Annotated in this window: 20 protein-coding genes and 2 pseudogenes; 6 read left to right on the forward strand and 16 right to left on the reverse strand. The window is 62.5% G+C overall.

Going from position 1 to position 22,414, the window contains the following annotated elements; genetic code table 11:
- Positions 1 to 2: 2 nt before the first annotated feature.
- The 3 genes and pseudogenes from SIC17_RS04990 to SIC17_RS05000 all read left to right on the forward strand — a co-directional run.
- A pseudogene (locus SIC17_RS04990) lies at positions 3 to 647 on the forward strand (AAA family ATPase); the annotation flags it as partial.
- Between the two features lie 329 nt (positions 648 to 976).
- A complete protein-coding gene (locus tag SIC17_RS04995) occupies positions 977 to 1,363 on the forward strand; it encodes a hypothetical protein (protein WP_412546562.1) in 387 nt (128 codons plus the stop codon).
- 106 nt (positions 1,364 to 1,469) lie between these two features.
- The gene (locus SIC17_RS05000) at positions 1,470 to 2,330 is read left to right on the forward strand and encodes a TraB/GumN family protein (protein ID WP_291894616.1); all 861 of its coding nucleotides are present in this window, start codon (positions 1,470 to 1,472) and stop codon (positions 2,328 to 2,330) included.
- Between the two features lie 69 nt (positions 2,331 to 2,399).
- Here the strand turns inward: SIC17_RS05000 and SIC17_RS05005 are convergent, their stop codons facing one another.
- The 4 genes from SIC17_RS05005 to SIC17_RS05020 form a co-directional block, all read right to left on the reverse strand.
- A complete protein-coding gene (locus SIC17_RS05005; protein WP_412546563.1) occupies positions 2,400 to 3,080 on the reverse strand; it encodes an LON peptidase substrate-binding domain-containing protein in 681 nt (226 codons plus the stop codon).
- Positions 3,081 to 3,342: 262 nt separating this feature from the next.
- Positions 3,343 to 3,696 carry a hypothetical protein gene (locus SIC17_RS05010; protein WP_412546564.1) on the reverse strand — a complete coding sequence of 118 codons (354 nt, stop codon included), beginning with the start codon at positions 3,694 to 3,696 and terminating at the stop codon, positions 3,343 to 3,345.
- Between the two features lie 121 nt (positions 3,697 to 3,817).
- Complete coding sequence (locus tag SIC17_RS05015; RefSeq protein WP_412546565.1) at positions 3,818 to 4,333, reverse strand: DUF1993 family protein; 516 nt, start codon at positions 4,331 to 4,333, stop codon at positions 3,818 to 3,820.
- 88 nt (positions 4,334 to 4,421) lie between these two features.
- Entirely contained in the window at positions 4,422 to 5,318 is an 897-nt protein-coding gene (locus SIC17_RS05020; RefSeq protein WP_412546566.1) for a hypothetical protein, read from the reverse strand.
- A gap of 151 nt (positions 5,319 to 5,469) precedes the next feature.
- Here SIC17_RS05020 and SIC17_RS05025 point away from each other — a divergent pair, with 151 nt between their 5' ends.
- Positions 5,470 to 6,093, forward strand: coding sequence for a glutathione S-transferase family protein (locus tag SIC17_RS05025; protein WP_412546567.1), 624 nt, complete (start codon positions 5,470 to 5,472; stop codon positions 6,091 to 6,093).
- On the opposite strand, the gene SIC17_RS05030 is transcribed toward SIC17_RS05025, so the two are convergent.
- From SIC17_RS05030 to SIC17_RS05070, 9 genes and pseudogenes are all read right to left on the reverse strand, one after another.
- Positions 6,084 to 7,394 (reverse strand): pyridoxal phosphate-dependent aminotransferase, encoded by a 1,311-nt coding sequence (locus SIC17_RS05030; RefSeq protein WP_412546568.1) that lies wholly within the window; start codon positions 7,392 to 7,394, stop codon positions 6,084 to 6,086. The genes SIC17_RS05025 and SIC17_RS05030 overlap by 10 nt on opposite strands.
- A gap of 54 nt (positions 7,395 to 7,448) precedes the next feature.
- Positions 7,449 to 8,213 (reverse strand): cell wall hydrolase, encoded by a 765-nt coding sequence (locus SIC17_RS05035; protein ID WP_412546569.1) that lies wholly within the window; start codon positions 8,211 to 8,213, stop codon positions 7,449 to 7,451.
- A gap of 204 nt (positions 8,214 to 8,417) precedes the next feature.
- A complete protein-coding gene (ppdK, locus tag SIC17_RS05040) occupies positions 8,418 to 11,093 on the reverse strand; it encodes a pyruvate, phosphate dikinase (protein WP_412546570.1) in 2,676 nt (891 codons plus the stop codon).
- Positions 11,094 to 11,109: 16 nt separating this feature from the next.
- Positions 11,110 to 13,337 (reverse strand): annotated as a pseudogene (gene glyS / locus SIC17_RS05045) (glycine--tRNA ligase subunit beta).
- Positions 13,338 to 13,339: 2 nt separating this feature from the next.
- A complete protein-coding gene (locus tag SIC17_RS05050; RefSeq protein WP_412546571.1) occupies positions 13,340 to 13,831 on the reverse strand; it encodes a GFA family protein in 492 nt (163 codons plus the stop codon).
- A complete protein-coding gene (locus tag SIC17_RS05055; RefSeq protein WP_291894646.1) occupies positions 13,831 to 14,295 on the reverse strand; it encodes a GFA family protein in 465 nt (154 codons plus the stop codon). Before SIC17_RS05055 ends, SIC17_RS05050 begins: the two co-directional genes overlap by 1 nt.
- Entirely contained in the window at positions 14,292 to 15,182 is an 891-nt protein-coding gene (locus SIC17_RS05060; protein ID WP_412546572.1) for a glycine--tRNA ligase subunit alpha, read from the reverse strand. The genes SIC17_RS05055 and SIC17_RS05060 overlap by 4 nt, the downstream gene beginning before the upstream one ends.
- 289 nt (positions 15,183 to 15,471) lie before the next feature.
- Positions 15,472 to 16,203 (reverse strand): tRNA1(Val) (adenine(37)-N6)-methyltransferase, encoded by a 732-nt coding sequence (locus SIC17_RS05065; RefSeq protein WP_412546573.1) that lies wholly within the window; start codon positions 16,201 to 16,203, stop codon positions 15,472 to 15,474.
- Between the two features lie 7 nt (positions 16,204 to 16,210).
- On the reverse strand, positions 16,211 to 16,441 hold the full coding sequence (locus tag SIC17_RS05070; RefSeq protein ID WP_291894653.1) for a DUF2007 domain-containing protein: 231 nt from the start codon (positions 16,439 to 16,441) through the stop codon (positions 16,211 to 16,213).
- A gap of 118 nt (positions 16,442 to 16,559) precedes the next feature.
- On the opposite strand from SIC17_RS05070, the gene SIC17_RS05075 reads away from it, so the two are divergent.
- Positions 16,560 to 17,579 carry a polyprenyl synthetase family protein gene (locus SIC17_RS05075; protein WP_412546951.1) on the forward strand — a complete coding sequence of 340 codons (1,020 nt, stop codon included), beginning with the start codon at positions 16,560 to 16,562 and terminating at the stop codon, positions 17,577 to 17,579.
- A gap of 28 nt (positions 17,580 to 17,607) precedes the next feature.
- On the forward strand, positions 17,608 to 18,741 hold the full coding sequence (locus SIC17_RS05080; protein ID WP_291894655.1) for a S41 family peptidase: 1,134 nt from the start codon (positions 17,608 to 17,610) through the stop codon (positions 18,739 to 18,741).
- 6 nt (positions 18,742 to 18,747) lie between these two features.
- Here SIC17_RS05080 and SIC17_RS05085 read toward each other — a convergent pair whose 3' ends face one another.
- Genes SIC17_RS05085 through SIC17_RS05095 form a run of 3 tightly spaced genes read right to left on the reverse strand, consistent with a single transcriptional unit; the run spans position 18,748 to position 22,360 of the window.
- A complete protein-coding gene (locus SIC17_RS05085) occupies positions 18,748 to 19,758 on the reverse strand; it encodes a glycosyltransferase family 4 protein (RefSeq protein WP_412546574.1) in 1,011 nt (336 codons plus the stop codon).
- Positions 19,759 to 19,763: 5 nt separating this feature from the next.
- Positions 19,764 to 20,633 (reverse strand): 4-(cytidine 5'-diphospho)-2-C-methyl-D-erythritol kinase, encoded by an 870-nt coding sequence (locus tag SIC17_RS05090; protein WP_412546575.1) that lies wholly within the window; start codon positions 20,631 to 20,633, stop codon positions 19,764 to 19,766.
- Positions 20,630 to 22,360, reverse strand: coding sequence for a tetratricopeptide repeat protein (locus tag SIC17_RS05095; protein WP_412546576.1), 1,731 nt, complete (start codon positions 22,358 to 22,360; stop codon positions 20,630 to 20,632). Before SIC17_RS05095 ends, SIC17_RS05090 begins: the two co-directional genes overlap by 4 nt.
- Positions 22,361 to 22,414: the final 54 nt, after the last annotated feature.

Consider the following 22,414-nt stretch of genomic DNA (forward strand, 5'->3'; position numbering starts at 1 on the left):
ACATGAACCCAAAGGCACTCCTCCCCCAGGCCCAGGTGGTTGTGTTTGCATCCCAGAAAGGCGGGTCCGGCAAGACGACTGTTTCTGCCCACGTCGCAGTCGAAGCCGAATTGTCCGGCGCCGGACCCGTCGCAATCATCGATACAGACCCCCAGGGCTCGATGGCCAAGTGGTGGAATGCGCGAGAGGCGCATGAACCGGCCTTTGCCCATGTCTCGGTGCCGGACCTGTCGCGCGACATCCAGGCGCTGTCGGATGCCGGCTACAGGCTGATCATCATCGACACACCGCCGGCCGTGACCTCCATGATTTCCGAAGTTGTGACCCATGCTGACCTGGTCATCCTGCCCACGCGCCCAAGCCCGCATGACCTGCGCGCGGTTGGTCCGACCGTGGACATTGTCCAGCACCAGAACAAACCACTGATCTTTGTCGTCAATTCGGCCACGGCCCGGGCGCGGATCACCGGCGAGACTGCCATAGCGCTTTCCCAGCACGGAACCGTAGCGCCCGTCACGCTTCATCATCGTGTTGATTTCGCAGCCTCCATGATTGATGGGCGCACCGTGGGTGAAGCCAACCCGTCCGGTCGCTCGGCCAGCGAAGTTGCCCAGCTGTGGGCCTATCTGGACGAACGCCTGACCCGCATGCGGGGCGATCCAAGCGAGTTGATCGATCACCCGAGCAAGACTTTCGAGGACAGCATTCTTTCCCCTGTGCCCAAGGCGTTGTCCAACCTGCAACGTGCCGGGCAGGAAGCTGCAGAGGCGGCGCTGACGCAGAGTGCCGAGCCCCCGAGCGCAAGCGAAGACACCGCGCCGCCTCCAACCAGTCACCGTTTCGGCGATGTCAGCGGGGATTGGGATGGTGATGAACGCCGGACCGAGGACCGTGGCCCACCGCCGGGCCGGCCCGAACGCCGCCTGGTTGCCCGCCAACCCTTTGGTCGCCGTCTGAACGCATCGGGATAGGATACATGCCGAAATACGCCAGCCTGCATGCGGGATTGCTTGCCCGCAAAGGAGAAGCCCAACCTGCCCCGGTCACCCAGATCGGCGCCGTCCTCCCCGAACATGCCGAAGTGCCCAGGCCGCCGCAGTGCGAGCCTGCCTCCACCGTTCAGTCGCCTCCCCCGCCAGAACGGCAGGCGGCCCCGCAGGTGAGCGAACTGAAATCCCATCCGCGACAGGCGCGCCACAAGACGACGGTTCGCCTGACCGATGAACAGCGACGCCGGGTCCGCCTGGCCTCGGTGCAGCTGGAACGATCGCAGCAAAGTCTTGTCAGCGAGGCCATCGACGATTTCCTCGACCAGCTGTGTGCCCGTGAGCTGCCCAATTGCGCCTGCCTGCGACGGCGGTGACCGGGAACACTCAACCGGACATTCCCCCTCGGCCTTTATACTGCCCTTGTGTTAGTTCAACCTCGAATGCCTCGCGGGGTGCGAGGTTTATTGGGAGACATCAAGAATGAAAAAACTTGTGCTCGGGCTGGCGGCTTCGCTTGCCCTGTCGAGTGCCGCGCTTGCGGATCCGGCCATGTGGCGCGTCAGCGATGCGGACAGCGAGATCTACCTGTTCGGCTCGGTCCATGTGCTCAAACCGACCACCCAGTGGCGTACCGACGCGCTGGACAGCGCGCTCTCCAGTGCCGACGAGATTTATTTCGAACTTCCGATGACCACCGAGGCCCAGGCCGCCAGTCAGGCGCTGATCCCGCAATATGGCCTCAACCAGCCGGGTCAGCCGCTGCGTGGCATGCTGAGCACCGAGGAAAACGAGCAACTCGCCCGCATCGCCACTCAATACGGCCTGCCGCCGGCGCAGCTGGATCCGCTCCAGCCCTGGCTGGTCAGCATCTCGCTGTCGATGATGGCGCTACAGGGCCAGGGATATGACCCGATGTCCGGTGTTGAGCCGACGCTGGCCGGCGAGACCGATGACAGCCGCGAGCGCTATTTCGAGACCTATGCCGATCAGTTTGGCTTCTTTGCAGGTCTGTCCCAGGACATCCAGGTCGACTTCCTGCGCGTCACGATGGAACAGATGGAAGAAAACCCCACCGCCCTGGACGAGCTGGTTGATGCCTGGGAAGCCGGTGATGTCAGTGCCCTGGACCAGATCTTCCATGACGGCATGCGCGAGACGGACCAGGAGGTCTATGACGTCCTCATCCTCAACCGCAATGTGAACTGGGCAGACCAGATCGAGACCCTGATGGCCGGCTCCGGCAGTGCGGTCATCGTCGTGGGCGCCGGTCACCTGGTCGGTGAGAATGGCGTGCCGAACATGCTGACCCAGCGCGGCTATTCGGTCGAACGCGTCCAGTAGTACACAGCTGAATGAAAAAGAGCCCGGGTGCTAAAGCGTCCGGGCTTTTTTGTGTCTGAAATCCCGGGATCAGTGCAGGGGACCGGATGCCGAAGCCGCAAGCCTCGCCGCGATAATGTCCTCGATCAGTTCCAGACGGGACTCGATTGTCTGGGCCGTCAACAGGACCTGGCGTTCCCCGCCAGAGAACGGCCCTTTCATTGTCAGCTGATTGACCAGGGTCGAGATGGGCGCAGCCTCCAGGCTGGTCCGATCGATGGACAGGCCCTCGGTCTGTAACCAGGTCAGCAGAAGGTGCAGGAAGGCCTCCCGATCGACATGCGGTTCATGATGATCACGCAAATCTTCCTTGAAACCGGCATAGTCTGCGCTGGCCACGCGATAAGGCTTGATCGCGCCCAGCTCTGCACCGAGCGCGAACCGGGTCAGACCGTGCAGTGCAATCAGGTAACGCCCGTCGGCCGTCTCCTCGAAGGCGGTAATCTCGCCGACACAGCCAATCGGCGCCAGGCCCGGACGTTCGAAACTCCCGCCGGGACGTGTCTGGATAATGCCCAGGAAACCTCCCGAACGGCGCACATCATCAATCATGTTGAGATAGCGCGGCTCAAACACGTTCAGATGCAGCGTTTCTCCCGGAAGGAGAACAACCCCGGCCAGAGGGAAGAGCGGCAGATCCGCTGGTATTAGGCGCGTTTCAGTCACGGCGGAACCATAGGGATCTGATTTCGACCCGCCAAGCACACCCATCAAATTCAATGTATTATAAAGTATGTTGCCCGGAATGGTTGCATTCGCAGATCCGCATCACGCGGCATGCGTGTCTTGGCGGATATCGGCGCAGGCCGGCGTTACGAAATCGCAGTGCCACTCAGCCACAACAGGCGAATCACCCGTGCAACACCCGGACATCGCGCGACTGGTAGCCAGCGTTCGGACCCCCGTCGACAATGCTGACCTCGGCCCGAGCCAACCATCGATCATAGTCCAGCCGGAAGGGTGTGTAGGAGGTCTAAGCCACGACAGTGACACCGTTGCGACTGACTGTGGCACGCGTGATCGCACCGACAGCCTCGCCGGCAAAAACACCCCTTCGTTTCATTTCCTGGAAATTCAGGTCGGCGTCCCGGCCGAGCTTGCCATCAACAGCTTGATCGAGGTCGACCAGACCCAGCAGGGGATAGGTCATCGTCGCCGCTGAACTCATGGCTCGCAACACAAGCGTGTCGTTGACCAGCTCCAGCAATCCGCACGGAAAGGGACTGTTGCGGACACTAAACGTCAGCGCGCGGTTGATCTGGAAGCTGGGTGCGCGGTGCGAGCGCTCCCGGATCTCATCCTGGACATGCCTGGGCGGTTCCGCCACCCCGCGTTCCCAGTGTCACAAGATCATCACATTGGGTCGCAGGACGCGGTTAAAAACACGCTAAATATTCCAATTATTATATTATTTTCAACTATTTAGAAATGGCATACTATTAGCACCACTAGTTTTGCCGCAATCCCATAATGTCCGCCTTGCCCAGTTCGATACCCACGCTGCGCAAGATCGCATAGGCGGTCGAGGCGTAGAAAAGCGCATTGGTCAGGATGAAGTTCTGAAGATAGGCCTGACGCGACAGGGTCATTGTCCGATCCTTGCCGGCGGGAAAGGTGATGTCCGCGGACGGATCAGCCGAGATGGCACCCTCATCCAGCGCCCACACGGCGGCGCGCGCCTTGTCGATGCGCGCCCGCAAATCGGACAGGCTCGTCTCCTCATCCGGCAGGGATACCGGGTCCACACCGGCCAGGCGCGACAGGCCGCGGACGGTGAAATCACTGACCAGCTGCACCTGACGGATCAAGGGCAGCATGTCCGGCGACAATCGCCAATTGACCAGCACAGCCTCATCCACACCCGCCGTCTCGGCATATGTTGTGGCCTTTTCAAGGATGATATCCAGCGCCCGGTAAACCTGGTCGAGCTGGGTGCGGGCGATGGCTGAAAGCGTGATGGACATTCGGGTCTCCTCCGGGAATGTCACCCACAAGTGGTCACGCCGCGCTCGAAGCGCAACTCATCTCACTGCATCAAGGATCTGAAAACTGTCAGCGTGCGCCGGCGACCGCGGCCTGTTTGGCGGCAGCGGCCGCATCCGGGAGGACCATGGTGGCTTCAACGGTATTGCCGATGCCGACATAGTTCACATTGGCGAACCCGAGCGCCTTGGACAGTTTGATCAGCTTGCCACGGATACCGCCGCGGGTCGGATTGGCCATTTCCGCGGTATCCGCGTCAATGCCCTCGCCATCATCCTGGATCAGCAGGGACATCAGGCGGCGGCCGCGCTGATAGCGGATCTTCACCATGCGGCCCTCGTAAAGACGTTCACTCATGCGCTTGGCCAGTTTCTGGTACCACTTGCCCTCGGCCAGCCCCTGGGCCTTTTCCTCGGCGGTGAATTCCAGGTTCCCGTGCTCGATCGCGGCCGCAAAAATACAATACAGGCCAACCGCCGTCTGGCAGGGTTTCGGTGTTACGCTGGAGAGAAACACAGCCAGTTCCTGGGCTTCAGCCAGGGTCTGGATCTGGAACTCCGCATCACCGATCACACGCGCAGCGCCTGTGGTCTCGATCTTGGCCCGCGCCATGGCGAGCTGCTGGTCGCGGAACGCGCTGAGCCCGGCAATGGCATTGGACAGCGAGCCGGCATCAATATCAGCGGGCAGATAGATATCCGCACGGGCCGTCTGCTTGCCACCGGCAGTGACCAGGATCGATCGCTGGCCGGGCGCCGCATTGGACTTGGCCTGGGCAATATAGGCGGAGTGGGCGTCATCGGCGACGATGATTGCAACCGGACCATCCTGGTCCATGGTCGGACCCATATACACCGTCATGTCCAGGCCCTTGGCGAGGGCGCGGGACAGGATGCGCGTACGATTACTGTCAGCCGTGCAAAGCCAGAGACGTTCTGGAACCTTACCGATCGGGGCGACTGCCATGTTATCTCCACAGGCGAGCTATCGGAACGTCCGATACCAGTACGCGAATATCCACGGAACACATTAACAATAACTATCCTGTCGTCATGCTGTCAGGGGGGCTGTCGTATTCAAGCTGCGTTTCCCGGGCGACCTTCTGGAGTTTGACAGCATGTGCACGCTTTACACCCATCCGTTTTCCCAACACGGCCGACGCGTCGTAGCGCTGATGGACATGGCCGATATCCCGTATGAACAGCGAATTGTCGCGCTGGATGAGGCCGAACACCTCTCCCCGCAATTCCTCAAGCTGAACCCGAACCACCAGGTGCCGGTACTCAGGGACGGTGACATGGTGATGTGGGAAAGCGGGGCGATCCTGCGCTGGCTGTGTTTCCGGCACCGGCTGGACAATTTCTATCCGACCGATTTCGTTCAGCGCGCCGCCACCGACCAGTGGCTCGACTGGACCACTGCGCTTTTCGGACCGGCGGTATCGGCAGTCGTGTTCAACACGGTTTTTGCCGGTGACATGAAAGACGAGACGGCACTGGCCGGCGGCAGGAAATCGCTCAGGGAATTGCTGCCCATCCTGGCCGAACGCCTGGAAGACAATGACTGGCTGTCCGGTGGTTCACACCCGAGCATTGCGGATCTGGCTGCGGGCACGAATATCGCTCACCTGGCGCTGGCCGATGCCGAGCCGGAACAATCCTCCATCCGCGGCTGGCATGCCCGGCTATGCGGGTTTGACGGTTTCCGCAAATGCCTGCCGCCGCAAATGGCTCACGCCTGATCGCCAGCAACCCAGTCGGCCATGCGATCGATCGCCTCGATGACATTCGGGGCGATTTTTCGCAGGCCGTCCCGGTCCAGCGCCAATCCGCTGGCCGCCGCCTCCAGGGCCGGGCCGCCATCAAAATCGACAAAGGCGAGGCGCAGGGAGAGCTCGCTTTCCGGACGCCCGAAGGCAATGCCGGGCAGTGTCGCCACGCCGGTATCATCGAGCATGCGGGCGCACAGGGTGCGGCTGTCGGTGATGCCACGCGCGGCAAGCTTGTCGCGCAGGCGTTCGAAATTGGGGAAGGCGTAAAACCCGCCGCGAATGGCATTGAGCTCGGCCCCGGCACCGGTCAGGCGCGTGCTGACATAATCGGCCAGCGCCGCCAGCACGGTTCGCGAGCCCGCCAGATAGGCCTCGATATCCTCGCCACCGTCAAACGCAACACAGGCCGCGTGCTGGATGGGTGCGGAGACGGAGGTGTAAGTCTCGCTCGCTGCACTCGACATCGCCTCGCGCAACCAGGCCAGTGATTTCGGGAAGGCGAAGAAACCCAGCCGCCAGCCCCCTGCCCCGGCCCATTTGGACAGGCCGTCGGAAATGATCGTGCCACCGCGATAATGTCGCGCCATCGAGGCGTGTTGCCCGTCAAACTGGACGCCACCATAAATCTCGTCCGACAGCACCAGGACCCGGTGATCCCGCGCCACGCCGGCAATCTCGTCGAGCGCTTCCGGCGCATAGGCCGTCCCGGTGGGATTTCCCGGCGAGTTGATGATCATCAGGCGCGGCCGTGCAGGATCGTCACCACAGAGCTCACGCAAGGCTCCCCCGGTCACACCCAGTCCGTTCTCGATCTCGGTCGCCAGCCAGGTGATCGGCCGGCCGAGAATATGCGCCTGCGGGGCGTAGGACACCCAGCTGGGTGTCGGAATGACCAGATCACCGTAATAGGCCATCTGGACCAGGAACATCAGCTCCTTGGTGCCCGGCCCGACAAGAATGTCCTCGGGGTCGAAATTGAGGTCCTGGGTGCGTTTGAGATAGCCGCAGATCGAGGCCCGCAGCTTGTGCAGGCCCTGGACCGGCAGATAGTCCTTCTGGTGGGCATTGTCTGCCAGCGCCTGGCGCAGGCGTTCCGGCACCGGAAAGGGCGATTGCCCCAGCCCCAGCCGAAAGACCTCCCGCCCCTCGGCCTGGAGCGCTGCAGATCGTTCATTGATCTCCAGCGTTGCAGACAAGGGAAGCCCGCGCAGATTGATGTTCAGCTGGACAGCGGGTGAGAGCTCTAGCGGTTCGGGAGGTGTCTGGGTCATTCCAGCATATTTACCGGGAATCACGGGTCCGACCAGATGAATTCGAACGGTGACTTAGGCGTCGCGATCCTGGACCGCACCGGCCAGACGCTCACGCGTGGTCGGGTTGCGGTAGAAGATGTGCGTCCCGATCGTGCGGGTGCGGATCAGCGTGTCATTCCAGATCGGGTCAACGGCGACCGTGTGATAGTGCGTCGCGCGACGCGTATTGTCCGGGCGGAAGCCCATATAGACATGCAGGGCCACTTCCTGGGAGCGCGTCCAGGCACGACCGCGCGGCGCGCGATCCATGGAACCGTCACAGGTGAAGGAGAACTGGCAACCGGTGCGGCGCTCGGAACCCTGGTAGACAACACCGCAGATCGAACCGGGATAATAGCGGCTCGCCTGGCGGTTCATCACAACCTGGGCCACAGCCACCTGGCCATCACGCGGCTCGCTGCGCGCCTCGTAATAGATCGCTTCGGACAGGCAGTTCAGCTCATTGGCCTGCAGGCGGGCATCATCGAAATGCGCAAAATCGAAGGTCCGCAGCGCGGCGAGTGAACGCGAATCGATGCGCACACCATTGTCGCGGTCGGCAACCAGCTGCAGGGCGCCCATGGCGATCAGACCCGCTTGCTCGGTGTCGTTGACTTCTGTGGCCTCGAGGTAGCGAGACGCCAGCGCCATGACGGCCAGGTTCTCGTCCTGGACGCGAGCGCGGGTCGAGGCGACATTCATGGCCAGGACCATGGCGGCGCACAACAGCAGCATCGCCAGCAAGTGAATTGCTGTCGCGACCTGCTTTTGCTGGCTGCGTGCCGTGTCCATATCCATGCGCTCTATCGAACTCATCTCGTTAACTTAGCCGCATCGTGTCTCGACGCGCCTATCATGAAAAATTGCAATGAATCTTCCATGAATTTAGCGCGCCTTCCTATTGGGCCGGACCATAATGGTCAAGCACCACGTAGGCTTACAAATATGAAATGAATCGCTTCCCGAAAGAAGCGATCCGTTTCTTTACTTTTTATCAACCACTTAAGACTGGCGGCGAAGGCGTGCCTGAGCGGCCGCCAGACGCGCAATTGGCACGCGGTATGGCGAACAGGACACATAATCCAGGCCCGTTTCCTCACAGAAATCAATGGAGGACGGGTCGCCGCCATGCTCGCCGCAGATACCCAGCTTGAGGCCTTCACGGGTGGCCCGACCCCGTTCCGCAGCGATTCGCACGAGGTCTCCGACCCCGTCCTTGTCGAGCGAGACAAACGGGTCTTTCTCGAAAATACCCGCTTCCAGGTAATCGCCCAGGAACTTGCCGGCATCATCGCGCGACAGGCCGAAGGTCGTCTGGGTCAGATCATTCGTGCCGAAGGAGAAGAATTCCGCATCATGGGCGATATCCCCCGCACGCAGGGCCGCACGCGGAAGCTCGATCATGGTGCCGATCAGGTATTGCGGCTGACCGCCGGTTTCCTCGGCCACGGCCTGGGCCACGCCCGCGACACGCGCCTTGAGGATGGCCAGCTCGGCAGAGGTCGCGACCAGCGGGATCATCACCTCGGCCACCGGCTTCACACCGGTTTCCTTTTCGACAGCCACCTGGGCTTCGAAAATGGCGCGGGCCTGCATCTCGTAGATTTCCGGATAGGTGATACCCAGTCGACAGCCGCGATGGCCCAGCATCGGATTGCTTTCCGCCAGGTCCCGCGCGCGCTGCATCAGCAGATCCGCCGGCAGGCCGGTCGCCGCAGCAACATCGGCCACATCCTCTTCGGTGTGCGGCAGGAATTCGTGCAGCGGCGGATCCAGCAGGCGGATCGTGGCCGGACGGGTTTCCATGATTCGGAAGATGGCTTTGAAGTCATCGCGCTGCATTGGCAGGATCTTGTCCAGCGCCGTCACGCGGCCGTCCTGGCCATCGGAAAGGATCATCTCGCGCACCGCCGCGATGCGGTCGGCATCAAAGAACATGTGCTCAGTCCGGCAAAGGCCGATGCCCTCGGCACCGAACTCGACCGCCGTCTGACAATCCGCCGGGGTTTCCGCATTGGTACGGACCTTCATGCGGCGCGACGCGTCTGCCCAGCTCATCAGCTTGGCAAAATCACCGGTCAATTCCGGCTTGATCATCTTGGCTTCGCCAAACAGCACCTGGCCGGAGGCGCCATCAATGGTGATGATCTCGCCATCGGTGATGGTGCGGCGCCCAACCGTGAACTGCTTGCTAGCATAATCGATCTTGATTTGGCCGGCGCCGGAGACACAGGGACGCCCCATGCCACGCGCCACGACAGCGGCGTGCGAGGTCATGCCGCCGCGCGCGGTGACAATGCCTTCAGCGGCATGCATGCCGTGAATGTCTTCCGGCGAGGTCTCGATGCGCACGAGAATGACTTTCTCACCATCCTTGGCACGCGCTTCTGCCTCGTCACTGTCGAACACGACGGCGCCGCAAGCCGCGCCCGGCGAGGCGGGCAGACCGGCGGTCAGCACGTCACGCGTGGCTTCCGGATCGAGTGTCGGGTGCAGCAGCTGGTCCAGCTGGGCCGGGTCTACACGCATCACCGCGTCAGTCTCGGAGATAAGGCCTTCGCTGGCCATGTCGACAGCGATTTTCAGCGCGGCCTTGGCGGTGCGCTTGCCGTTCCGGGTCTGCAGCATCCACAGGCGACCGCGTTCGACCGTGAACTCGATATCCTGCATGTCGCGATAATGGCGCTCGAGCTTGTCGAACACCGCGGCCAGCTCGGCATAACTCTCCGGCAGGGCCTGTTCCATGGACGGTGACGGATCTCCCATCTTCTCGCGCATCGCCTCGGTCAGGCATTGCGGCGTACGGATGCCGGCCACGACGTCCTCGCCCTGGGCGTTGATCAGGAATTCGCCGTAATAGCCGGTGTCGCCGGTAGACGGGTCACGCGTGAAGGCCACGCCGGTCGCAGACGTCTCGCCCATATTGCCAAACACCATAGCCTGGACATTGACGGCGGTGCCCCAGCTGGCCGGGATATCGTGCAGCTTGCGATAGGTCTTGGCGCGATCGGTCATCCACGAACCGAAGACAGCGCCAATGGCGCCCCACAGCTGTTCGCGCGGGTCGGACGGGAAGTCCCGGCCCAGCTCGCTGGCCGCAGCCTGCTTGTATTCGCGAACAATGGTTTCCCAGTCTTCCGCCGTCAGCTCGGTATCCAGGGAGTAGTCATTCTCTTCCTTGAAGCTCTCCAGGATGTCTTCGAAAATGCCGTGATCCACGCCCATGACGACGTCGGAATACATCTGGATGAAACGGCGATAGCTGTCATAGGCGAACCGACGATCACCGGAGAGCTGGGCCAGCCCTTCCGCGGTTTCGTCATTGAGGCCCAGATTGAGCACCGTATCCATCATGCCCGGCATGGAGGCGCGGGCACCCGAGCGGACCGAGACCAGCAGCGGATTGGCCGGATCGCCGAACTTCTTGTCGACGGCGGCTTCCAGCTGCGCCAGCGCAGCCTCGACCTGGCCGTTCAGTTCGCCGGGATACTGGCGGTCATTTTCATAGAACGCGGTACACACACCGGTGGTGATGGTGAAACCCGGCGGGACCGGCAGGCCCAGCTTGGCCATCTCGGCGAGGTTGGCACCCTTGCCACCGAGCAGCTCGCGCATGCCGGCTTCACCTTCGGAATTGCCACCGCCAAAGGCGTAGACCCATTTCGTGTCAGCGTTCATTTGCTTTTGTCCCCAGCTAACCCTCAATCCGGCTGAAATCGGCGACGGAAGAGATCGCCTCGCGGATATCGGAAAGAAGTAGAAGTCGGTTGCGACGCAGGCCTGCGTCATCGGCATTTACAGTGACCGTGTCAAAGAAAGCGTCAATCGGCGCGCGCAACATGGCCAGGGCTGCCATCGCGGCCGTGAAGTCTTCAGCCTCGAGCGCGGCCTTGGCTTTCGGGCCGGCGTCGGCCAGCGCTGCCATCAACGCGGTCTCGGCATCCTCGACAGCGGCATCGGCATCATGATGGCCTTCCGGCATGTCCTCGGTCTTGTTGAGAATATTCGACGCCCGCTTGAACCCGGCCAGCAGCGCGGTGCCATCTTCGGTATCGAGGAAAGCCTGCAGCGCCCGCGACCGCGCGGTCACACGGACGAGGTCGTCATCACCAAGTGCGAACACAGCGTCGATGACATCATGGCGGATGCCCTCATCGCGCAGGTGGACTTTCAGGCGGTCTGCGAAGAAGGCGAGGAGCGATGCAATAGTCTCATCACCAAAACCAAACTGGTATGGAACATGATACAGGTCACAACCAGCCATCTCTCCATTTCGGATGTTCTCCAGCTCGTGCTCTGCGCCCGCTGCCTTCGCCAGTTTCAAAGCTAGCGCTTCATCACCGCGCTTTGAGGCAAAATGGATCGCATCGAAGAATACTCGACCTGTCGCCATCTGAAGAGAGTAGCTGCCATTATTCGGACCGTTGAAGCTGGTCAAAGGCAGACGGAAGCCGCCCTCCAGCAGAATACGGATCACACCCAGCGCCGCTCGGCGCAGGGCGAACGGGTCCTTGGAACCGGTGGGCTTTTCGTCGATGGCCCAGAAACCGACCAGCGTGTCGAGCTTGTCGGCGAGTGCCACGGCCGCGGAAACCGGCTCGACCGGGACTTCGTCAGACGGGCCTTGCGGTTTGTAGTGGGCCTTGATGGCGTCAGCGACCGCTGCTTCCACGCCCTGTTCGAGCGCGTAATACCGGCCCATCGCCCCTGAAGCTCGGGGAATTCATAGACCATCTCGGAGACAAGGTCCGCTTTGGCCAGACGAGACGCAGACGCGGCTTGATGAGCTTCAGCTCCCACGACCGGAGCCAGCTCGCGGGCCAGCGCGGCGACGCGGTCGACCTTGTCCGCCACCGTGCCCAGTTTTTCATGGAAGGTGATCTTGGAGAGCTGATCCGCCATCTCGGAGAGCGGCGTCTTGCGGTCATTGTCCCAGAAGTGACGGGCATCAGACAGGCGCGCGGAAAGCACGCGGGAATTTCCCGCGGCGATGGCCTTACCACCATCGGGGGCCTGCTGGTTGGCCACCGTCACGAAATGCGCAGACAGCGCACCGGTCTTTGGATCACGCACGGCGAAATATTTCTGGTGCGTCTTCATGGTCAGGGTGATGACTTCCGGCGGCAGGTCCAGGAAGTCCGGATCCATCTCGCCCAGCACCGGCACCGGCCATTCGACCAGACCGCACACCTCGTTCAAGAGCCCCTGGTCCTCGACCAGTTCCAGACCGGCATCACCGCAAGCCTTCGTCGCGCCATCCATGATCAGGCGCTTGCGCTCCTCCGCATCAATGGTGACATGGCCTTCGCCTTCCAGCTGCGCCTTGTAGTCATCCCAGCCCGTGACCGTGAACGGACCACGACCGGCGACACGGTGGCCCTCGGTTTCATTGCCGGCCTCCAGGCCGAACACCTTGACCGGCACGACGGCGCCATCAAACACGCACAGGATCCGCTGGATCGGGCGCACCCAGCGCTGGGCCTTTTCGCCCTCACCGATCTTCATGGATTTCGGCCAGTGGAAGTTCGACAGGATGGCCGGAATGACATCGGCCAGCACGTCCGTCGTCTGGCGCCCCGGCTTGTCGATCAGGGCGACCCAGAACGCGCCCTTCTTGTCTTCACGCTGTTCGCAGGCGTCCAGGCTGTCCAGACCCGCGCCGCGCAGGAAACCCTCAACCGCCTTGTCCGGCGCGCCCACACGCGGGCCCTTTCGCTCCTCGCGCACATCCTCGGCCTTGGCCGGCAGGCCGGACATGGTCACGACCAGGCGACGCGCACCTACATAGGATGCGGTTTCAGCGGCCTTGAGACCGGCCTCGCCCAGCGCCTTGACCATGGCAGCTTCCAGGTCTTTGCCAGCCTTGGCCTGCATGCCAGCGGGAATTTCCTCGCAGAAAATTTCGAAAAGGAGATCGGACATTGTTACCCTGCCAGAGACGCTTGCTGGTGCGCCCATTTTTCTTTCAGCGCCGTATAACCGTCTTCCGGCGCCTTTTCATAGATCAGATCGGTCTCGTCGAATTTCATCCAGGCCTGGGCGCTGCGCGTCCAGATATGACCGACCGGCCGCAATTCGCCTGCACCATCCAGCGTGCCCGCACGCACGGTGATGCTGTCGCGGCCTTCGGTATCGTGCATCAGGCGGACCCCGCAATCGGGACAGCACCAGCCGATTTTTCCATTGCCGCTGTCAGCGACAAAATCAAAGCGTTTCGGCTCGCCCTTGATGAAGGCAAACCCGTCGCGCGGGACCAGCATGGACATGGCAAAGGCGCTACCGCCCTGGGCCTGGCAATTGGTACAGTGACAACAATACAGCGCCGTCGGCTCACACGTCACGGCGTAACGCACGCCGCCGCACTGGCACCCGCCTTCCCGGGGAAAGCTCATCGCTGGCATGGCCTGCTCCGGCATCAGGCGTGCTCCTGTGCGGCCCAGCGCTCCATGAGGGCGTAATAGCCATCATCGGGGGCTTCTTCGTAGATCAGGTCATCTTCGTGCAGGACCACCCAGTCCTGGGCCGACTTCACCCAGATATGCCCGACCGGACGCAGCTGGGCACGATCATCCAGACAGCTGGCGCGCACGGACAGGGATGGATTGCCCTGGGTATCATTGGCGATGCGCGTTCCGCATTTGTCGCAGAACAGGCCCATCTTGGGCTTTTTCGCCGTGCTTTCCTTCTTGATCTCAAACGCGGTCGGTCCGCCCTTGAGAAACTTGAAGCCTTCACGCGGCACCAGCAGCGACATGGAAAACGCCGACGACGTCTCCTGCTGGCTGGCCTCGCTGTGATTGCAATACAGCGTCAGCGGCCGCTCGGTAATCTCGAACCGGATCGCACCACACTGACAACCGCCGCGCATGGGGAGTTTCATGAGGATTTCTCCAGCGCCGCGCGTTCGCTGGCGACCCAGGCTTCGGCACAGCCCTTGGCGAGTTCGCGCACACGGGCGATCCAGCTGGCACGTTCAGCCACGGAAATAGCGCCGCGCGCATCGACCAGGTTGAACAGGTGCGAGGCCTTGAGTGCAAAGTCATAGGCCGGCAGCGGCAAAGGCTTGTCCAGCGCCAGCAGTGCCTTGCACTGATCGGCCGCCTCTTCGAACCAGCGGGTCAGGATCTCGACATCGGCGTGGTTGAAGTTGAAATCGGAATACTGGCGCTCGGCCTCCTGGAAGACGTCGCCGTATTTCATGCCGGCGCCGTTGAAATCGAGGTCGTAGACATTCTCCACGCCCTGCACATACATCGCCAGGCGTTCCAGGCCATAGGTCAACTCGCCGGAGACGAGATCGACATCCAGCCCGCCAACCTGCTGGAAATAGGTGAACTGGCTGACTTCCATACCGTCACACCAGACTTCCCAGCCCAGACCCCAGGCGCCCACGGTCGGGTTTTCCCAGTCATCCTCGACAAAGCGCACATCATGCAGCTTGCGGTCGACACCGATGGCATCGAGCGAGCCGAGATAGAGATCCTGGATATTGGCCGGGCACGGCTTCAGCAGCACCTGGAATTGATAATAGTGCTGCAGGCGGTTCGGGTTCTCGCCGAAACGACCATCTGCCGGACGGCGCGAGGGCTGCACATACGCCGCTTTCCACGGGCGCGGCCCCAGCGAGCGCAGGGTCGTGGCCGGATGCAGCGTGCCCGCGCCCACCTCGACATCATAAGGCTGCAGGATGGCGCAGCCATGCGAGGCCCAATAAGCCTGTAGACGGAGGATCAGGTCCTGGAAGGAGGGTGCGGATTGGTCAGCCATGTAAGGATATCCCGGCGGGAAAGGCGTTACTCGAGTTCGTCGCGACACTAGGCGTGCCCGCCTTTGTAATCAAGCACTCAGACCTTGTTTCGCTGCACTGCGGAAGATGTGTGGCCTTGCCCCCTCACCCCGTTTGAAATCCTCCCCACCGGGGAGGGGGACCGCGAAGCGGTGGAGGGGCCGAAGCGCGCCAGCGCTGAGGCAGGCTCGCTGCGCTCGCCCCCTTCGCCTCCACAGCGTTCCGGCACTTCCCCAGAGGGGAAGATATCGGCTCAGGGCGATGAAGGGGCTAATCCAGGACCAGCGGCGCGCCGGCCATGACGGCCTGTGCCTCTTCGCTGTATTGGCGGCCGGTCTCGTCGTGCAGGATCAAGGGCGGCAAGAGCACGGCGGGACCACGACCTCCGCGGCGTGCGCGTACGATCACCCGTTTGGCCGGACGGTCCGGTCGCGGCTGGATCGGCTTGATCAGCACCGAGCCAAAGGCCCGTTCGGTCGCCGACAGGATCGCGGGCAAGGCATCGGCGCGATGGATAATGGTCAGATAGCCCTGCCCCTTGATGATGCGTGCCGCCATCTTCACCCACAGCGGCAGGGGCGTGTCGCCGGACAGCCAGGCGCGCTGTTTTTCCGGTTCGGGATGGCGAAGGGCATCCGGGTCATCGAAAAAGGGTGGATTGAAAAAGACCTGGCTGGCAAAGGGCTCGGCCGGCAGATCAGCGATGTCACCGCAATGAACCTCGGCTCGGTCAGCCAGCCCGTTTTCGGCAAGGTTACGGCGCGCCAGCTCCGCCGCCCATTCCTCGACCTCCCAGGCGGTGAAACGCACACCCTCCAGCCGCCGTGCCGCGCATAGCAACGCTGCACCGGGACCACAGCCGAACTCCACCACATGCTCGCCCGGCCTGGCCGACAGGCTGGCGGCCAGCATCACCGCGTCCATGCCGGCGCGATAGCCCCTGACCGGCTGGTGCATCAGCACCTGCCCGCCCAGCAGCGTGTTGGTGTTGGTCTCTCGCATAGAGATCTCAGTCCTTCATGGACTGACCGGCATCCTCGAACGCGGCCTGCAGGGCCGCCAGGGCCGCGCGCTCATCCTCGTCCACCACCATGATCCGACGCTGGATAAAGGGAAGTCCGCCGCCATAGAGGCTGGATGTATTCTCATCGAGCACCGCGGGCTCGATCCCGGCATCGCGCAAAACCGACTCCGCAAAGGAGAGTTTCACCGGATCATTGGTTTTAAACACCTGTTTCACGAGAGAGTTGTCCTCCTGCGCTGAATTGCCACCGCCTTCATTACTTGCGGCGATTGCCCGGGATTTCTATTGTCACTGTGTTTCTTCCAGTCGCAAGGGGTGCACCGGCGTGGACAGCATGGTCAGCGTAAAAACTTCGGTGCCGGAATCTGTGCCCACTCTCAATGCCGCGGAACGCCTGGCCAAGCTGGCCTATGATGACATGCGTCGTGTCGATGCGCTTATCCTCGAGCGCCTGGACAGCCATGTCGAACTGATCCCGGAACTGGCCAAATACCTGATCGAAGCCGGTGGCAAGCGGGTTCGCCCGATGATCACCGTCGCGGCCGGCAATCTGCTGGGCTACACCGAAGACTGCGTGATGAAGCTGGCCGCCGCCGTGGAATTCATCCACACCGCGACCCTGCTGCATGACGATGTGGTCGACGAGAGCGGCATGCGCCGCGGCAAGACGGCCGCCAACCTGATCTGGGGCAATGCCTCCAGCGTGCTGGTCGGCGACTTCCTGTTTGCCCGCTCCTTCTCGCTGATGGTCGAAGCCGGTTCGATGAAGGCCCTGGGTGTTCTGTCTGCCGCCGCCTCCACCATCGCCGAGGGCGAGGTCCGCCAGCTCTCTGCCGTCAAGGACACCTCGGTCTCCGTCGACACCTACATGCAGATCATCGACGCCAAGACGGCCGCGCTCTTCGCCGCGGCCGCCCAGGTCTCCGGCATTGTCGCCGGTCGCAACGCCGCGGATGAAGAGGCGCTGGAAACCTATGGCCGCGAGCTCGGCCTGGCCTTCCAGCTGGTCGATGACGCGCTGGACTATGGCGGCCGCGCCTCCAAGCTGGGCAAATCGGTCGGCGATGATTTCCGCGAAGGCAAGGTGACGCTTCCGGTCGCGCTGTGCATCGCCAAGGCCGAAGGCGAGGAAGCCAGCTTCTGGCAGCGTGTGATTGCCGAGACGGACCAGCGCGATGGCGATTTCGAGCAGGCGCTCGACTATATGAAAAAACACGGGTCGATCGACGCCACCGTCAAACAGGCCAAGGACCACGCCAGGGCCGCGCGTGTCGCACTGCAGCGCTTCCCGGCCAATGAATGGCGCACCGCCCTGGAAGACCTGGCCGATTTCGTGGTCGAACGCGCCTACTGATTTTTCAGCCCGATAACAGGATGTGTTGATGTTTCTCGCTCTCGCCTCTGCGTTCGCAATCACCCAGGCGCTCGAGGGCGATGCGCCGTTGAGCGCCCTCCAGCAGGATGTCGAACAGGTCTGTGCGCTGGTGCCGGAACACTATGCCTATTTCGAGAGCCGCGCGGCGCATTGGGACGCGGCCTGCGACCTGGCCCGCGCCGAAGCCGCGCAGAGCGAAGGGGCTTATGTGCTGGCCGTGCTCGAGGGGCTGATCGACGCGCTCTACGACACGCATATCAACCTCAATACCAACAACCAGACCTCGCCCTGGCTGATACCGTCCGGATCACAGATCCGGGTTGCCGAACAAGCCGATGGCCAGGTTGTTGTCACGGACGTCAGAACCGGAAGCCGGGCCGAAGGCCTGGACATCCGGCCAGGCGATCTCGTGCTCACGATCAATGGCCAGGCACCTGTCGACGCGGCGCTGCGCCGGATGCGCACCGGAGACACCGATCTGCCAGCCCGGCGGGACTGGGCCCTCAACGCAGCCGTGACCGGCTTTCGTCATGAAGAGCGCCGCTTGCAGCTCGAACGCGATGGCGAGGTTTTCGAGGCCACGCTGAGCGGTTTTCCCGCGCGCCGGACCGGAACGCCGGTCAGCTACCGCATGCACGCGCCGGGCGTGGGTCTGATCCGCATCAATAACAGCCTCGGCCGGGATGAAACCGTCGCCGCCTTCAACGCCGCACTCGCTGAACTTGGCGATATCAACTCCCTGATCCTGGATCTGCGCGATACGCCTGGCGGCGGCAATACCTCGGTGGCCGAGCCGATCCTCGGTCGCTTCGTGCAGACGCGAACCGCTTACCAGCGGATCGAGCCCACTGACGCCCCCGCCTGGATCCGTCATGTCGATCCCGCCGCGCCCTATTCGGACGTCGCGCTGACCGTGCGGGTGGGCGGCTGGACGGGGTCCATGGGAGAAGGTATGGCGATCGGGCTGGATGCGATGGGACGCGCCGAAGTCGTCGGCCCGCCAATGGCGGGGCTGGCCGGGGGCACTGAAGGCTTTCACCTTCCCGGCGGGGATCTGATGCTGTGGATGCCGACCTATAATCTCGCGCATTTGGATGGAACCCCGCGCCATGAATGGGTTCCGCCAGCACTCGGGGATTGATCGGAACTACTGCGTCGTATCCAGACCGCGGGCCCGGACATGACGACGCACGGTCTGGTGGAAGGTCGTGAACGCGATCACGCCGCCGGCGAAAGTCACGAATTTCACCAGCGCTGACTGCTCGTGCACCAGCCAGGCCAGCAACGCGGCAATCGTCGACAGGGCCATCCAGATCAGCGCGACACGGCCGTGGCTCCAGCCCAGCCGGATCAACAACTGATAGGCATGCGCGCGGTGTGGCGAGAACAGGCGGCGACCAGCCCTGGCCCGCGATGCCATGGTCAGCAATACATCCCCGAGCAGCGGCAACAGGATCAGCGGAACCAGCCAGACCGAACCTGCAGAACCGGTTGATGCCCACCACAGCGCCAGTCCGCACACCAGCACGGCCACACCCAGAGAACCCGCATCGCCACTGAACAGGGAGCCCCGACTGTCAAAGATCGGTGCGTTGAGCAACGCAAAACCCAGCTGGGCCAACGCGAGAAGGATGCAGATCGCAGCAAAGTCACCATCGCCCATCCCGGCCAGGGCCAGCGTTGCGGGCACCAGGGCGGCGACCATCAACCCGTCAGAACCGTCCATGAAGTTGATGGCATTGACGGTCGTAAAAACGAACAGCGCCGAGCCCAGAAGACCGATGATCCAGGGCAATTGCCAGCCCAGTTCGGTGACCGGCCCTGCACTAAAGGCCACAGCCAGCGAAATCGAGACCAGCGCCAGGAATTTGAGCTTCTCCGACAGGGTGAAAAGGTCATCCAGCAAGCCAATCGCGCCAGCAAGCGTGGACAGAACAAGGACCGCAACAAGAACCGCCGACAGGTGAGGCAGGTCGACAGGCTGCACCGCCAGCGCGGCAGCAAAACCGGTCAGCACACCCACCCCTCCGCCGCGCGGTGTCGGATTAGAATGGCTGGAGCGTGCATTGGGATGATCCAGTACGCCCGCCTCCCGCACGACCAGCGAGAACAGCGCGCTGAGGACGAAGGCAAACCCCATGGGCAGCCAGGGCTGCAACAGGTCTAGCACCAGATCAGCTCGCCATCCCTGAACCCGGCCAGACCGACCTCCACCGAGAATTTCTCGTAGGCGTCTGCAGCCTTTTCCGCGTCAGCATCATCCTCGAAAATGGCGAAACAGCTGGCGCCGGAACCAGACATCCGGACCAGTTCAACTCCGTCCTGCCTGTCCAGCCAGCCCAGGGCTTTCTTGATCTTGGGCTGGACTTTCATGGCCGGGCGTTCCAGCGAATTGGGCTCGCGCGACAGCCAGTCCAGCACATTGGGCCCGCGCCCCTTGGCCTCTTTCAATTCTGCCGGTTCGGTCTCGTCAAAGGCCTCGAAGACCTTGCCCGTCGACACTTTGACGCCCGGATTGACCAGGACGGCATTAAAGGCCGGGAAATTGTCGATCAGCTCGATCCACTCCCCGATCCCGCGCATGCGCAGCGGTCGGGAATAGACACAGGCGGGCACATCCGCACCGATGGAAAGACCAATGCGGGCCAGCTCGTCGAGATCAAGATCCAGCTCCCAGAGCTGGTTCAGCGCCCGCAGGGTCGCAGCCGCGTCCGCCGACCCGCCACCCAGCCCGGCAGCTACCGGAATTTCCTTGTGCAGGTGGATAATCGCGCCCTTGTCGATACCGGCATGATCCTGCAGGGCACGGGCGGCCTGGAGGACGAGATTATTCTCTTCCTCGATCAGGTCCTCGGACGCCTCGCCGGACATCGACATCATCAGCGCGATCTCGTCGCGCACGGTGATGGTGTCGCCCCAGTCGGCAAACGTTACCAGGCTGTCCAGCGGATGATAGCCATCCTCACGCGCACGGCCGACACGAAGAGACAGATTGATCTTCGCCGGCGCAAATTCGGTTATTACCCCACTCACGGGTTGGAATTCTCCGTCGCCAGGTCTTCCGCGGCATTGTTCTCCGCAGTGATGGTTTCAGCTTCGGGAAGGCCGTTTTCCAACCGCTCCCGCGCGCCCTCGATTTCAGCCGGGTCGGCCTCGAGGTCAAGCGTGCGGCGCCACTGGAAACGCGCCTCCAGCTCCCGCCCGACACGCCAATAGGCATCGCCGAGATGATAATTCGCCGTCGCATTGCCCGGATCCAGCGCCGTGGCGCGCTCCAGTTCCAGCACGGCTGCTTCGTAATTGCCCAGGCGGTAATGCGCCCAGCCGAGACTGTCGATGATATGCCCCAGCGAGGGTTCCAGATTGGCAGCCTGCTGGACCATGTCGAAGGCCCGGTCGAGATGGCGGCCATTGTCCAGCCAGAGATAACCCAGATCATTGAGCACCTGGGCCTGGTTCGGATCGATATCCAGAGCGACCAGATACTGCGCTTCAGCCGCATCCAGCTCGTCCAGCAGATAGTGACAGGACGCCGCGAAATAGTGATAGCGCCAGTCCGGCAATTCACCGGCGGCTTCGCGGTTGGCAATCACCTCCTGGTAAAGACCGATGGCCTCACCGCAGCGATCCGTTACGCGATAGATGTCCGCGAGGATCAGGCGTGCCTCATTATCACCGGTCTCCTCCAGCAGACGCTGGGACATGGCGGCGGCCCGGTCCAGCTGGTCCAGCCGCGCCGTCAGCCAGATCAGGTCGATCTGGGCAGAAAGGCGAAACGGACCGCTTCGCACCGATGCATATTCTGCCAGGGCCACCTCCGGCAGGTTGATCCGCTGCAGGGTCTCGCCCAGCAGGATGCGATTGGGCGCGTAGTCCGGATCAAGCCGCTGGATCATGCGCAAGTAGAGCACAGTCAGATCCATATCCGCCTGGGCCGCCAGCGACGCTGCCGGACCGAAAAGGCTGAGCCCCGCAAATTCGGAGATGGTCGGGCGTGAAGGCGCTCGACCACCCGATTGCGCGCGCTCCAGCGCCTCGATAATGCTTGTCTCGTAAGGCGCACCGTTGAGATATGTCTGGTACAGCTGAACCGCTTCATCGGAGCGACGCTGCCGCTCCAGGAAGCCGCCATAAACCTCGACTGCCATGCGCCGGAACGGCGTCACGAAAACAGTTGCTGCATACAGCTCACGGGCCTGGTCATACCGGCCGGCCGCCTCCAGCAGCATGGCCCGGTGAAGCGAGATAAACGGACCCAGATACCCCGGCGCCGCCATTGCCCGCGCGCTGTCCAGCGCATCGGCCTCGTCGCCAACGCCCACCAGCGCCCAGTGATGCATCAGCTGCGCAACAAAATCGTTGAACGGTCCGTAGTCCGGCGCTGCGGAAATGATGCGGCGGGCCTGGGAGTAATTGCGCGAAGCAATCTCGTCAGCAGCGACATAAAGACTGGCCAGACGGCTGGGATCGCCAGCAGCCACAGACTGCTCCGCATAACGCGAGGCTTCGTCCATGCGCCCGGACAGAAGCGCGGTGATATAGGCACGATCCGCCAGAGTGGCATCACCCGGCGCCCGGTTCAGCGCTTCTGCATAATAGGATGCAGCGCCCTCCGCATCGCGGTTCACGCCCGCGTAACGCGCTGCCAGAAAGGCGCCATAGGCAGACGGCTCGTCTTCCGGCGGCAGGATAGTCGCGCAGGAATTGAGGATCAGGGATCCGGCGAGAACCGGCAGGAGGCGAAGAAACGCGTTTTTCATGCGCACAGGTTCGCCTCCCGGGCCCGGAAGTGCAAGCGGGAAGGTCCGCTTGGT

Origin of the sequence: Maricaulis sp. MIT060901, from assembly GCF_047123815.1 — a bacterium.
In the GTDB taxonomy this organism is placed as follows: domain Bacteria; phylum Pseudomonadota; class Alphaproteobacteria; order Caulobacterales; family Maricaulaceae; genus Maricaulis.

What these genes read in the sequence shown, in the direction of transcription:
- SIC17_RS04995 (WP_412546562.1), top strand. Translation starts at nt 977, where the DNA reads ATGCCGAAATACGCCAGCCTGCATGCGGGATTGCTTGCCCGCAAAGGA.
- SIC17_RS05000 (WP_291894616.1), top strand. Translation starts at nt 1,470, where the DNA reads ATGAAAAAACTTGTGCTCGGGCTGGCGGCTTCGCTTGCCCTGTCGAGT.
- SIC17_RS05005 (WP_412546563.1), bottom strand. Translation starts at nt 3,080, where the DNA reads ATGGGTGTGCTTGGCGGGTCGAAATCAGATCCCTATGGTTCCGCCGTG.
- SIC17_RS05015 (WP_412546565.1), bottom strand. Translation starts at nt 4,333, where the DNA reads ATGTCCATCACGCTTTCAGCCATCGCCCGCACCCAGCTCGACCAGGTT.
- SIC17_RS05020 (WP_412546566.1), bottom strand. Translation starts at nt 5,318, where the DNA reads ATGGCAGTCGCCCCGATCGGTAAGGTTCCAGAACGTCTCTGGCTTTGC.
- SIC17_RS05025 (WP_412546567.1), top strand. Translation starts at nt 5,470, where the DNA reads ATGTGCACGCTTTACACCCATCCGTTTTCCCAACACGGCCGACGCGTC.
- SIC17_RS05030 (WP_412546568.1), bottom strand. Translation starts at nt 7,394, where the DNA reads ATGACCCAGACACCTCCCGAACCGCTAGAGCTCTCACCCGCTGTCCAG.
- SIC17_RS05035 (WP_412546569.1), bottom strand. Translation starts at nt 8,213, where the DNA reads ATGGATATGGACACGGCACGCAGCCAGCAAAAGCAGGTCGCGACAGCA.
- ppdK (WP_412546570.1), bottom strand. Translation starts at nt 11,093, where the DNA reads ATGAACGCTGACACGAAATGGGTCTACGCCTTTGGCGGTGGCAATTCC.
- SIC17_RS05050 (WP_412546571.1), bottom strand. Translation starts at nt 13,831, where the DNA reads ATGCCGGAGCAGGCCATGCCAGCGATGAGCTTTCCCCGGGAAGGCGGG.
- SIC17_RS05055 (WP_291894646.1), bottom strand. Translation starts at nt 14,295, where the DNA reads ATGAAACTCCCCATGCGCGGCGGTTGTCAGTGTGGTGCGATCCGGTTC.
- SIC17_RS05060 (WP_412546572.1), bottom strand. Translation starts at nt 15,182, where the DNA reads ATGGCTGACCAATCCGCACCCTCCTTCCAGGACCTGATCCTCCGTCTA.
- SIC17_RS05065 (WP_412546573.1), bottom strand. Translation starts at nt 16,203, where the DNA reads ATGCGAGAGACCAACACCAACACGCTGCTGGGCGGGCAGGTGCTGATG.
- SIC17_RS05075 (WP_412546951.1), top strand. Translation starts at nt 16,560, where the DNA reads ATGGTCAGCGTAAAAACTTCGGTGCCGGAATCTGTGCCCACTCTCAAT.
- SIC17_RS05080 (WP_291894655.1), top strand. Translation starts at nt 17,608, where the DNA reads ATGTTTCTCGCTCTCGCCTCTGCGTTCGCAATCACCCAGGCGCTCGAG.
- SIC17_RS05095 (WP_412546576.1), bottom strand. Translation starts at nt 22,360, where the DNA reads ATGAAAAACGCGTTTCTTCGCCTCCTGCCGGTTCTCGCCGGATCCCTG.